Below are 11,912 nucleotides of genomic sequence, written 5' to 3'. Positions count from 1 at the left end.
GTGGGGCGCGGTGGCCTCCCGCACCTCCCCGCGCTCGCCGCCGTCCACGGTGGCCGCGGCCTCGCTGTCCGGGGAGGAGCGCCGCAGCGCCAGCACCCGGGCCGCGCGCCGCGCCGAGGGCCGGGAGAAGGAGTACGCCATGGCGATCTCCTCGAAGTGCCGCAGCGGGAAGAGCAGAAAGGTCACCGCGCTGTAGACGGTGACCAGCTCGCCCACCTCGATCCGTCCGTCGCGGGCCAGCGACGCCCCGTACCAGACGACACCGATCAGCAGCAGTCCCGGCAGCGCGACCTGCACGGCCGCGATCAGCGCCCACATCCGCGCGCTGCGCACCGCCGCGATCCGCACCTCCTGCGAGGCATGCCGGTAGCGGCCCAGGAACAGCTCCTCCCCGCCGATGCCCCGCAGCACCCGCAGTCCGGCCACGGTGTCCGAGGCCAGCTCGGTCGCCCGGCCCGCCTTCTCCCGCTGTTCATCCGCCCGGCGCGCCGCGCGCGGCAGCAGCGGCAGCACGGCCAGCGCCAGTGCGGGCACCCCGACCGCCACCACCACTCCCAGTGCGGGCTGGTAGAAAATCAGGGCCACGCAGACCGCGACGGTGGTGATCGCGGCCGCTGTGAAGCGGGACAGGGCCTCCACAAACCAGCCGATCTTCTCGACATCGCCCGTGGAGACGGCGACGACCTCACCGGCCGCCACCTTCCGGGTGAGGGTGGATCCCAGCTCCACCGCCTTGCGGGCCAGAAGCTGCTGCACCCGTGCGGCCGCCGTGATCCAGTTGGTGACCGCCGCGCGGTGCAGCATGGCGTCCCCCAGCGCGGTGAGCGCGGTGAGCCCCACCATCAGCGCTCCGGCCATCGCCAGCCGGGAGCCGGAGCGGTCCACGACCGCCTGCACACCGAAGCCGATGGCAATGGGGAAGGACACCAGCGCGGCCATGTGCACCAGACCCCACAGCGCCGCCTTGACCTGCCCGCCCAACTGATTCCTGCCCAGCCAGAAGAGAAACCGCGGACCTGACCGTGCGTCGGGTCGGCCGGGGTCGGGATACGGAAGATCGCGAATGTGCATGACGTCCCAAGGTCGGGCGGGCTGAGGAGGGCTGGTAGGAGACGTGAAAGGTTGACGTTCCCGCGGTGCGGAATTCAACTGGTTTTTCCGGGAGCGGCCGGAACACGCCAATCCCGCATACGGCGCTGTCCTACGCAGGTGGGACCATGGGGACATGCGAATCTCCGGCACGATGTCCATGCGCGCGGCGGCCGCGGCCGCCGCGGCCCTTGTCCTTCTCACTGCCTGCGGCAACGGCGGCGGGGACAGCGGCGGTGACAAGGGCGGAAACTCGGGCAAGCAAGCGCTGCGCGGCGGGGCGCCCACGCCGGATCCCACGCGCATCCCGGATGTGGGGGACAGGCTCCAGTCCCAGATCCCGGACCAGTCCCGTCAGGTCGTGGCGGTCTACGGCAAAGGGGTGAACTCCGCGGACGCCACCGTGGTCCTCTACACCAAGCAGGGCAAGGCATGGGAGCGGACCCACAGTTGGACTGCGCACAACGGCAAGCGCGGCTGGACGACGAGCCATCACCAGGGCGACAAGCGCAGCCCGGTCGGCGTCTACACGCTCAGCGACGCGGGCGGGGTGCTGCCCGACCCCGGCGCCCGGCTGCCGTACACCGCCTCCGGCTCCTTCGCTGCGCCCCACTACTGGCCCAAGTCCCACTGGACGGACTTCAACTACGTCATCGCCATTGACTACAACCGGGTCAAGGGCGCCTCGCCGCTCGACCAGACCCGGCCCGAGGGGCAGAGCAAGGGCGGCAGCATCTGGCTGCACATGGATCACGGCAGCGGCACCTCGGCCTGTGTCAGCCTCTCCAAGTCCGGTATGGAGTATCTGCTGAAGAACCTCGACCCCAAGCTGCACCCGGTGGTGGTCATGGGGGACAAGGCGCATCTGGCCGCCTGAGCGCGGCACCGGCCGTGTCCCGGCGTCCTTCACGCGGCTCACACCGCCCGCGATCCTCGGCGCCATGGCCCGGCTCGTCGGGGAGTACGGCTTGAAGGCCGTATGGGCGCAGGGGAAGTCGGTAGCGCTGTGGTACGGCGCCGCACCGTACTTCCCCCGCCTCCAGCAGCCCTTTCATCACGGCAGCCGCTCATTCACCGCGCCCGGATGCCTGTCACCGCGACCTCAGCAGCGGTGGCCCGGGGTGCCGGAGAGGGTGTCCAGCAGATCGCCCAGCGCGTCGCGCTGCTGATCGCTGAGCGGTGCCAGGATGTCCTCCGCGGCGGCTCGGCGCGCCTCGCGCAGCGCGCGCAGCGTCGCCCGCCCGGTGTCGGTGAGCTCGATGCGCACCACCCGGCGGCTGGACGGATCCGGTACGCGGCGCACCGAGCCATGCGCCTCCAGGGCGTCCACCAGCGTGGTCACGGCGCGCGGGACCACCTCGAGGCGCTGCGCCAGGTCCGCCATCCGCGGCGGCTGGTCGCTGTGGGAGACGGTGCGCAGCAGGCGGGACTGGGCGGGGGTGATGCCCAGCGGCTCCATATGGCGCTTCTGGGCGCGATGCAGCCTGCGGGTCAGGCGCAGCAACTGCTCCGCGAGGAGGCCGGATGTCTCGGGGGTGGGCATGATCGCAGTTTATCAGGACGCGATTCATTGTGAGTATAGGTAACAATGAGCTATGCTCTCAAAAGTCCGCGCCGCCGCGATCACGGCTCGACCATGCCGTCACTCGCGGTGGCCTCCCTGACTCCAGAAGGAGCCCATGCGTCCCGACACACCACCGTCATGGACCCCGTCCACCCAGGAGCCCGAGCGCCCCGCCCAAGTGCGGCGCATCCTCCGGCTCTTCCGTCCCTACCGTGGCCGCCTCACCGTGGTCGGCCTGCTGGTCGCCGCCTCCGCGCTGGTCTCGGTCGCCACCCCGTTCCTGCTCCGGGAGATCCTCGACACCGCCATCCCCGACCGCCGCACCGGGCTGCTCACCCTGCTCGCCCTCGGCATGATCGCCGCGGCTGTTGTCAACAGCGTCTTCGGCGTTCTCCAGACCCTGATCTCCACCACCGTCGGCCAGCGCGTCATGCACGATCTGCGCACCGCCGTCTACGACCGGCTTCAGCGCATGCCGCTCGCCTTCTTCACCCGCACCCGCACCGGCGAGGTGCAGTCCCGTATCGCCAATGACATCGGCGGTATGCAGGCCACCGTCACCTCCACCGCGACCTCGCTGGTCTCCAACCTCACCAGTGTGGTCGCCACCGTCGTCGCGATGCTCGCGCTCGACTGGCGGCTGACCGTCGTCTCGCTGCTTCTGCTGCCGGTGTTCGTCTGGATCAGCCGCCGGGTCGGCGCCGAGCGCAAGAAGATCACCTCGCAGCGGCAGAAGCAGATGGCGACCATGTCCGCGATGGTCACCGAGTCGCTGTCGGTGAGCGGAATCCTGCTCGGCCGCAGCATGGGCCAGTCCGAGTCGCTCACCCGGCAGTTCGCCGAGGAATCCGAGCGCCTCGTGGGCCTGGAAGTGCGCTCCAACATGGCCGGCCGCTGGCGGATGTCCACCATCGGCATCGTCATGGCCGCCATGCCCGCGCTGATCTACTGGGCCGCGGGAATCGCCCTCCAGGCCGGTGGCCCGGCCGTCTCCATCGGCACGCTCGTCGCCTTCGTCTCGCTCCAGCAGGGGCTGCTCCGGCCCACCGTGAGCCTGCTGTCCACCGGTGTGCAGGTGCAGACCTCCCTCGCTCTCTTCGCCCGCATCTTCGAATACCTCGACCTGCCGATCGACATCACCGAGCCCGCCGATCCGGTGCGGCTGGAGAAGGTGCGCGGCGAAGTCCGCTTCAACGGCGTCGACTTCGACTACGACGGCACGCCCCCCGATGCATCGAAGAGCACCCTGTCAAAGGGCGGCGCATCAAAGGGCACCCTGCGCGGCATCGAGCTGACCGTTCCCGCGGGCGGCAGCCTGGCCGTGGTCGGGCCGACCGGTTCCGGCAAGACGACCCTCAGCTATCTGGTGCCCCGGCTCTACGACGTGACCGGCGGCCGGGTGCTGCTCGACGGGGTGGACGTCCGCGACCTCGACTTCGACACCCTCGCCAGGGCCATCGGCGTCGTCTCCCAGGAGACCTATCTCTTCCACGCCTCCGTTGCCGAGAACTTGCGCTTCGCCAAGCCCGACGCGACCGATGAGGAGATCGTGGCGGCGGCCGAGGCCGCCCAGATCCACGACCACATCGCCTCCCTCCCGGACGGCTACGACACCCTCGTGGGGGAGCGCGGCTATCGCTTCTCCGGTGGGGAGAAGCAGCGTCTGGCCATAGCCCGCACAATTCTGCGCGACCCGCCCGTCCTCATCCTCGACGAGGCCACCAGCGCCCTGGACACCCGCACCGAGCAGGCCGTTCAGCAGGCCATCGACGCACTCTCGGCCGGTCGCACCACGATCACCATCGCCCACCGGCTCTCCACCGTGCGCGACGCCGACCAGATCGTCGTCCTGGACGGCGGCCGGGTCGCCGAGCGGGGCACCCACGAGGAGCTGCTGGCCAGGGACGGGCGCTACGCCGCACTGGTGCGGCGCGACACCCATCTGGCGCCGGTGGTCCCCGCCGTCTAGTCATGCTCAGTCCGTCCAGTCGGCCCGGGCCGCCAGTCCGCCGGTCCGCTGGTCCGCGCACCGCGCCCGTTACGCGGGCACGGTGCCCGCCGGAGCCGATGTGTCCGTGTCCTGGGCCGGGACGTCGCTCGCCGGGCGGGAGACGATCCGGCGCGCCGGGGGCGCTGGAGCGGCTTCCATCTTCGGGACCTTGCGGACGATCCGGGCGCGGACCGACTGCCAGGTCAGCCCGAGCAGGGAGGCGAGCATCTTCAGGACGCCCTGGGTGTCGAACTTCGCGGGCAGTTCGATGCCCGCCTCGGCCGTCTTGCCGAGCAGCCAGGACAGGATGCCCTGCTGGAGATGGCGGCCGATGTTCCGCAGGAACTGCCGCAGACCGGCGCCGACCGCCGAGACCAGATTGCGCAGGAAGCCGATCGGGTCCTTGAGGATCAGCATGACCGCCGACGCGGCCTTGGCGAGGACCGACAGCAGCAGCTTGACCGCGTCCACGGCCTTGGCCACCAGGCCCTTGTTCTTCTCCCTCTCCGCGGCGATCTCGTCGTCGACGGACTTGAGCGCGTCGGTGTACTTGGTGGCCAGCGTGTCGACGAGTTGCGTGCCCTTGTCGTCCACGGACTGCGTGAGCTCGTCGAACTTGTCGCTGAACTCGGCCGCCGCTTGCTGCCCGATGGACCGCAGATCGGCCGGGAGTTCGCGCACCGCGGTCTGCAACTCGGCCCGGCCCCGCGCGATGCGGCGCTTGGCCCGGTTCAGCTCGGCGCCGGTGGTGTCGGCGACGTCCGAGATCACCTGCCGCATGCGGCGGACGTAGGTGTCGCGGGCCTCCTCGAAGATCTTGTCGGCTTCGGCGGGCAGCCCGGCGAACTTGTCGCGGACCCAGCGCAGTTTGCCCGTCACACCCGAGTACCGGCGGTCCTTGTACGCGTCCATCTTCCGCTGGTGCTCGGCGGTGAACGCGTCCCGCGCCGCCTTCTCACCCCTGCCGAACTGGTCGTCGACCAGCTTGTCGAGGCCGTCGAGGATCGCCTCGACGTCCTTCTTCTCGTCCAGCGCCTTCTCGAACGTGGGCTCGTTGGACTTCCGCAACTGCCCCTCGGTGACCTGCGCGCCCACCATCCGCTGCTTGAGCTGGGCGGGGCCCGCGGACATATCGGTGGCCGACGGCGGCAGCCTGTCCGGTACGGCGTTGGCCGGATTCGGCGTGCCCGGCGCCCCTGGGGGCCGGTCCGAGGCCAGCGGTACGACCTTCTTGGGCACGGCCGCCGAGGTGTCCGGCGGGGCGGCGGTCGTCGTGGCGATCTGCTCGGCCGAAGCCGACTTGCCCTCGCCGACCTTGCCGTGCACCTCCGCGCGTACCTCATCGGCCTTGCCGGAGTCGGCGAACTTGTCGGCCTCGTCGAGGTTCTTCGGCGCCTTCTCGGCGATGGCCTTCTCAACCGCCCTGATGAACGCGTCCTTGTCGAAGTCCTTCGGCTCGGCCTCGTCCATCTTCTCGGCGTTGGCGGTCTTGCCCTGTGCCTCTTCGTCGTCCTTGGGCGGCCGGGCGGCGTCCTACGCGGCCCCGGCCTCCGTCCTCGGGGGCGGGTGCGAGCTCGCCACCGAGCGCTTCTTGAGCCGTACGTCCTTCTTCAGCGTGGCGAACTTCGGATCCGCGCCCGGGCCGGGCCGCGCCTTCGTCTCCGGCGCGGCGGTCGAGGTCGCGGGCGCCGCCTCCGCCGTGTCCACCGGTGGTGCCGGTTCGGCCGTGGGCGGCTGCCGAGGGCCGGGCTCGGTACGGCGAGCCGCCGCGACCGCGCCATTGCCGACCATGTCCTGCCCGGCGGGCGGCAACCGGACGGAGGAGGGCGGCAGCGCCGCCGGGCCGCGTCCGCCGGACAGGGCCGCCGTCGCCGCGGCGTTGGACGGAGGGAACTGGGGTCGGGCGGGGCCGGGTGCTTCCGGCCGGTCCTGGGTGGGGACGGGCACCGTCTTCGACACCCGGGGCCGCTGCGCGAGAGCCTTCGGCGGTGGCATCGGACGGAACCTCCCACGCATGTCGGTGCCGACAGGAACGTGGCGTCCCGCTGACACTCCCGCACGAAGGGTGGCAGCACGGGCGTGACGAGGCCGTCACCCCCGTGTCGTCACCCCGTCTCCACGCGCGTGGGGAAGCCCCGCGGTCACAGGGGGCCGAGCAGGCCGTTGGTGAGTCCGCACAGCGCCTTGATCAGATCCTGGCCGAGCGCCCGCCAGGATTCCTCCGCCTCGGCGGGGTCGATGCGGCCGTTCGCCAGGTCGTACTCGAGCTCGGCGAAGGCGTGCACGGAGAGCTGGCGCACCATGGTGCCGTGCCGGGCGCGGAGTTCGGGGCGGATGCCATCGCGGCGGATGGCACCTATCTCGTCCAGCAGGCGGAGCGACGGAGTGTCCAGGTGGTCCTGGAGGACGTAGTCGCGCAGCGCGGGCTCGACGAGGGCCTGCGCGAGGAAGCGGGCACACCATGTGGGAGTGCCCGCTTCGATGTGGTTCTCGACATTCGGCAGGATCAGGCAGCCGTAGTGTTCCTCCAGGGACACGGTCTCCCGCTCGCGCAGCGCCTCCACCATCACGATGCGGTGTTTCTCCACGAGCCGGGTGTGGCTCGAGAGAATCGTCTCGATGAGCCCGTCCCGGCTCTCGAAGTGGTACTGCACCGCTGAGTTGTTGCGCTGGCCGGCCGCCTCGCTGATCTGCCTGACCGATACGTTCGCGAACCCGCGCTCGGCGTAGAGCCGTTCTGCGGTGCGCATCAGTTTGTCCCGCGCGAGCGCGGAGCGCGGAGAGGGCGGGGCAGCCGGGCCCGGAGGAGTCATCCCGTCAGGCTAATGGCACCGGTCAGGCTTGCCCCGGGGTCCGGCACGCCCTGGCCGTACGCACGGCGCCGTTCGCCCGCCGTGCCGCCGCGGACCGTCACCAGGTGACCCACAGGTCCTCGAATCCGCCCGCCGAGATCCCCTCGCGCATGCGGAGGTCTTTGGGGGCGTCCCGCAGCCGCAGTTCGGGCAGATGCCTGACGAAGGTGGCCAGGCACACCTGGAGTTCCACCCGGGCCAGCGTCTGGCCGACGCAGAAATGCGGTCCGGCGCCGAAGGCGACGTGCTGGGCGCTGTTCTCCCGGCGCGGATCGAACCGGTCGGGGTCGGGGAACTTGCGCTCGTCCCGGTTGGCGGCGTGCAGATTGACGAACAGGGTGCTCCCGGCGCCCACCGGTACCCCGCTGACCTCCGTGTCCTCGGTGATGAACCGGGGGATGCCCACCCCGCCGAGGGCGTCCAGCCGCAGGGCCTCCTCCACCACTCCCGGTACCAGCCCGGGATCGGCGAGCAGGGTTTCGTAGCGCTCCCGCTCCGACAGCAGCATCGCCGTCATCTTGAGGATCATGTTCGAGGTGGTCTCGTGCCCCGCGAGCAGGAGACCCACCACGGTGGCGATCAGTTCGTCGTGGCTGAGCCGGCCGTCCTGGCTGTCGGTGATCTGGGTCAGCTCGCTCAGCAGGTCATCACCCGGTTGTGCCCGCTTGCGCTCGACGAGATCCGATGCGTAGGCACGGAACTCCGCCTGCGCCACGTCCACTTCGGCCTGGGTGTAACGCGTCAGCGTCAGCAGCGTCTCCGACCAGAGCGCGAACTTGTCCTGGTCCTCGCTCGGCGCCCCCAGCAGTGCGCAGATGACCCGTACGGGAAGGGGGAGGGCGACCGCCGCGCGGAGATCCGCGGGTGACTCCCTGGCCACCATGGCGCCCACCAACTCATCCGCCATCTCCTGGATACGCGGGCGCCACGCTTCCATCTTCTTGACCGTGAACGCTCGGCTGAGCAGCCGTCGCCACCTCCGGTGCCCTGGGCCCTCCTTGATGTCCGTGTCACCCAGGGAGGGCCGGCTGAACGTCCCCCCGTCCTCGGTGGTCGACATGCGGGCGGCGCCCTCGCGGGCGAGATTGCGGCTGAACCGAGGGTCGGTCAGCAGCCCACGGACCTCGGCGTACCCGGTCAGCAGGCCGACCACGTCGCCACTGGGCATCCGTACGTGGGCCACCGGGCAGGTGGCCCGGGTCTCGGCCCATTCCCGCGGGGGCTCCAGCGCGTTCGGCTGCTCGAAGGGGTAGTCGGGGATGACTTCCGTCATGGGGGGACTCCTCCGGTGTCGGGGACCTGTGATCACGGTAAGGCGGTCGCCTTATTAAGACAATCGCCTTAGACGGGATGGCCGACATTCGACCCGGGTCGGTTGGGGTTGGACCGGGCACACCCGGGGAAGGGGGGTAGAGGGCGGTCGGGCCGCACGCTCAGACGTGGCGGCAGGCGCGGTGAGTTCGCCGACCCGGACGGGGTCAACAGCTTCCGCCTTTGTCTAAGGAAATTTGCAGACGTTGTCTGCGGGGGCCTTTCGGCGCGCTGTCGGGCCGACGGCGAAGCTAGCATCGACATCGAGCCAGCCGGTGTAGCCGCCGACGACCTCGATACACGGATGTGAAATCGATGGAGGAGTCTTGGTCGACGCCCCGCACCCCACTGTGTCAATGCCCACCCAGCGGAGCTGCCCCTTCGATCCTCCGGACGGCTACACCCCCCTGCGCGCGCAGGAGCGGATAACGCGCATGAGTTACCCTGATGGGTCGCCCGGGTGGCTCATCACGCGTCACGCCGAAGCGAAGGAACTCCTCACTCATAAGAGCTTCAGCGCGCGCCAGGAAGGGATAATCTCGCCGGTTCCCACGGAACTGCAGTACGACGGCCGCCCGGCCGACCCCGGCGCCTTCGCGAAGACGGACGACCCGATCCACAGCCAGTATCGCAAGCTGGTCACCGGCTTTTTCACGGTCCGTCGTACGCGTCAGCTCGCCCCCATGATCGAGCGAATCGTGCATGAACAGCTCGACGATCTGGAAAAGGCCGGGCCGGGTGCCGATCTGGTCGAGGTATTCACCGAATCCGTTCCCTCCCGGGTGATGTGCGAGATGATCGGCGTCCCCGAATCGGAGCGGAAGACCCTCCAGCGGCACGTGGAGACGCTCGGACGCCTCTCCTGCACCGTCCCCGAGGCGCTCGCCGCCGTGTCCGGGATGAGCGGATTCCTGTCCCGCTTCGTACCGGCCAGGATGGACGACCCCCGGGACGACCTCCTCGGTGACCTGATCCGCGGCGGGCAGCTCAACGAGCAGGAGCTCATGGGCATGGCCGCCACGCTGATCACCGGGGCCTTCGACACCACGGGCAACATGCTGGCCATGGGCGTCTTCACCCTGCTCGAGCACCCCGACCAACTGGCCAAGCTCCGCGAGGACCCGGAGCTCATGGCGGGTGCCGTCGAGGAGCTCCTGCGCTTCCTCACCATCTCCCACCTCGGGGCCAGCCGGTGGGCGCTCGAAGATGTCGAGTTCGCCGGCCAGGCCATCAAGAAGGGCGAAGTGGTCACCGTCGCCCTCCCGGCCGTCAACCGCGACCCCGAGCGCTACAACAACCCTGACCAGCTCGACATCGGCCGTACGGACCACGGGCACCTGGCACTCGGCCACGGCGTGCACCAGTGTCTCGGCCAGCACCTCGCCCGCACGATCCTGCGCGTCGGCTACGAGGCCCTGTTCGACAGGTTCCCCACGCTGCGGCTGACGGTGCCGGGCGATGAGATCCCGATGCGTGATGACTTCGTGCACTACGGCCCCAGGTCGCTTCCCGTCACTTGGGACGACTGAACGAGCCCGGATTCCTGAGCCGGTCACTCCGCGAGTGGCCGGCTCATCATCCCGAACGACAAGGTAGGACTGAGACCCGATGAGGATCACCGCCGACCGTGAGGTGTGCTGTGCGGCGGGCCAGTGCGCGCTGATCGCGCCTGACCTGTTCGACCAGAGCGATGAGGACGGCTCCGTCGTTCTGCTCGAAGCACAGCCCGACGCCGGACGGCTGGACACCCTGCGCGAGGTCGTATCCCGTTGCCCAACCGGTGCGATCCGCATCGAAGAAGACCCTGGCGCGTGAAAGCGGCGGGTCGGATCAAAGCGCGAACAGCGGCGGAGAACGCGCGGTGGCACGCGATGCACGGCCGGTGAAACATTGGTGAAATCAAATCCCGCGAACACGCCCGCGAGCGTTAACCCAGCCTGCGCGGGTTTCTAGGGTTTCCCTTACGGGTGCGGGGCTAGTGTGGCCGGTGTCCGTCTGGCAAGGCGTGTTTTGAAGAATCTCAGGGCCGTTGCGCTCTCCAGCGAACGACGCGTTAAGTGTGGAGTTTCCGATGCCTGCTGCATCCAACCAGAACAAAGCTGTTGAAGCGCTGCGCAAGTCGTTCAAGGAAATCGAGCGGCTCAAGCGTCAGAACCGCCAGCTCATCAGTTCTGCAACCGAGCCCCTTGCCATCATCGGTATGGCCTGCCGATTTCCGGGTGGAGTGAATTCCCCCGAGGCACTGTGGCGTCTGGTCGCCGATGGAGCGGATGCGATCTCGCCCTTCCCCACCAACCGCGGCTGGGACGTGGAAGGGATCTACGATCCGGACCCGGAGCGTCCGGGTACCAGTTACGTACGCGAAGGCGGCTTCCTCCACGACGCGGACCAATTCGACTCGGCGTTTTTCGGAATCTCACCCCGCGAGGCCCTCGCCATGGACCCCCAGCAGCGGCTGTTGCTGGAGACCTCATGGGAGGTGTTCGAACGGGCGGGCATCGACCCCGCGTCACTGCGCGGCAGCCAGACGGGCGTCTTCACCGGCGCCATGCATACCACTTACGCGTCCGAGGCCGCGCAGATACCGGACGAGATCGAGCCGTACCTCCACAACGGCGCCACCACCAGCATCGCCTCGGGCCGTGTCTCCTACACCTTCGGCTTCGAAGGTCCCGCGCTGACCGTGGACACCGCCTGCTCATCGGCGCTGGTCGCCCTGCACCTGGCCGCGCAGGCACTGCGTCAGGGCGAGTGCTCCATGGCGCTGGTCGGCGGTGCGACCGTCATGGTGAGCCCCAAGGGCTTCGTCACCTTCAGCCGACAGCGCGGACTGGCCCCCGACGGCCGGTGCAAGGCGTTCGCCGACGGCGCCGACGGCACCACCTGGTCCGAGGGCATCGGTGTGCTGCTGGTGGAGCGGCTGTCCGACGCGCGGCGCAACGGCCACCGGATACTGGCGGTGGTACGCGGCTCCGCCGTGAACCAGGACGGCGCGAGCAACGGTCTGACGGCCCCCAACGGTCCGTCTCAGCGCCGCGTGATCCGGCAGGCGCTGGAGAACTGTGAGCTGACCCCCAGCCAGATCGACGTGGTCGAGGCGCACGGT

General features: G+C 69.6%; 11 protein-coding genes. 5 read left to right on the top strand and 6 right to left on the bottom strand.

The genetic code is table 11. The features are described from left to right. A partial coding sequence (locus KN815_RS35695) for an ABC transporter transmembrane domain-containing protein (RefSeq protein ID WP_253209443.1) occupies positions 1-1,071 on the bottom strand: 1,071 nt, incomplete at its 3' end. 154 nt (positions 1,072-1,225) lie between these two features. On the opposite strand from KN815_RS35695, the gene KN815_RS35690 reads away from it, so the two are divergent. After that, positions 1,226-1,966, top strand: a complete 741-nt coding sequence (locus KN815_RS35690) for a L,D-transpeptidase family protein (RefSeq protein WP_216345993.1) — start codon at positions 1,226-1,228, stop codon at positions 1,964-1,966. A gap of 225 nt (positions 1,967-2,191) precedes the next feature. On the opposite strand, the gene KN815_RS35685 is transcribed toward KN815_RS35690, so the two are convergent. Beyond that, on the bottom strand, positions 2,192-2,632 hold the full coding sequence (locus KN815_RS35685) for a MarR family winged helix-turn-helix transcriptional regulator (RefSeq protein WP_216345992.1): 441 nt from the start codon (positions 2,630-2,632) through the stop codon (positions 2,192-2,194). Positions 2,633-2,768: 136 nt separating this feature from the next. Between KN815_RS35685 and KN815_RS35680 the strand changes: the two genes are divergently transcribed. Further along, the gene (locus KN815_RS35680; protein ID WP_216345991.1) at positions 2,769-4,622 is read left to right on the top strand and encodes an ABC transporter ATP-binding protein; all 1,854 of its coding nucleotides are present in this window, start codon (positions 2,769-2,771) and stop codon (positions 4,620-4,622) included. 69 nt (positions 4,623-4,691) lie between these two features. On the opposite strand, the gene KN815_RS35675 is transcribed toward KN815_RS35680, so the two are convergent. The 4 genes from KN815_RS35675 to KN815_RS35665 all read right to left on the bottom strand — a co-directional run bounded on the left by KN815_RS35675 (position 4,692) and on the right by KN815_RS35665 (position 8,768). Next, positions 4,692-6,113, bottom strand: coding sequence for a hypothetical protein (locus tag KN815_RS35675; RefSeq protein WP_253209442.1), 1,422 nt, complete (start codon positions 6,111-6,113; stop codon positions 4,692-4,694). A 63-nt stretch (positions 6,114-6,176) separates the two neighbouring features. Further along, a complete protein-coding gene (locus tag KN815_RS50970; RefSeq protein ID WP_253209441.1) occupies positions 6,177-6,638 on the bottom strand; it encodes a hypothetical protein in 462 nt (153 codons plus the stop codon). Between the two features lie 146 nt (positions 6,639-6,784). Beyond that, entirely contained in the window at positions 6,785-7,393 is a 609-nt protein-coding gene (locus tag KN815_RS35670) for a TetR/AcrR family transcriptional regulator (RefSeq protein WP_216345990.1), read from the bottom strand. Between the two features lie 160 nt (positions 7,394-7,553). After that, entirely contained in the window at positions 7,554-8,768 is a 1,215-nt protein-coding gene (locus KN815_RS35665) for a cytochrome P450 (protein WP_216345989.1), read from the bottom strand. Between the two features lie 472 nt (positions 8,769-9,240). Here KN815_RS35665 and KN815_RS35660 point away from each other — a divergent pair, with 472 nt between their 5' ends. The 3 genes from KN815_RS35660 to KN815_RS35650 all read left to right on the top strand — a co-directional run. Next, on the top strand, positions 9,241-10,335 hold the full coding sequence (locus tag KN815_RS35660) for a cytochrome P450 (protein ID WP_216345988.1): 1,095 nt from the start codon (positions 9,241-9,243) through the stop codon (positions 10,333-10,335). Between the two features lie 79 nt (positions 10,336-10,414). Then, entirely contained in the window at positions 10,415-10,621 is a 207-nt protein-coding gene (locus KN815_RS35655) for a ferredoxin (protein WP_093467512.1), read from the top strand. Positions 10,622-10,877: 256 nt separating this feature from the next. Continuing rightward, a partial coding sequence (locus KN815_RS35650) for a beta-ketoacyl synthase N-terminal-like domain-containing protein (protein WP_253209440.1) occupies positions 10,878-11,912 on the top strand: 1,035 nt, incomplete at its 3' end.

It is taken from the genome of Streptomyces niphimycinicus, from assembly GCF_018883605.1.
Classification (GTDB): domain Bacteria; phylum Actinomycetota; class Actinomycetes; order Streptomycetales; family Streptomycetaceae; genus Streptomyces; species Streptomyces niphimycinicus.
This window is presented reverse-complemented; position numbering and strand designations above follow the sequence as displayed.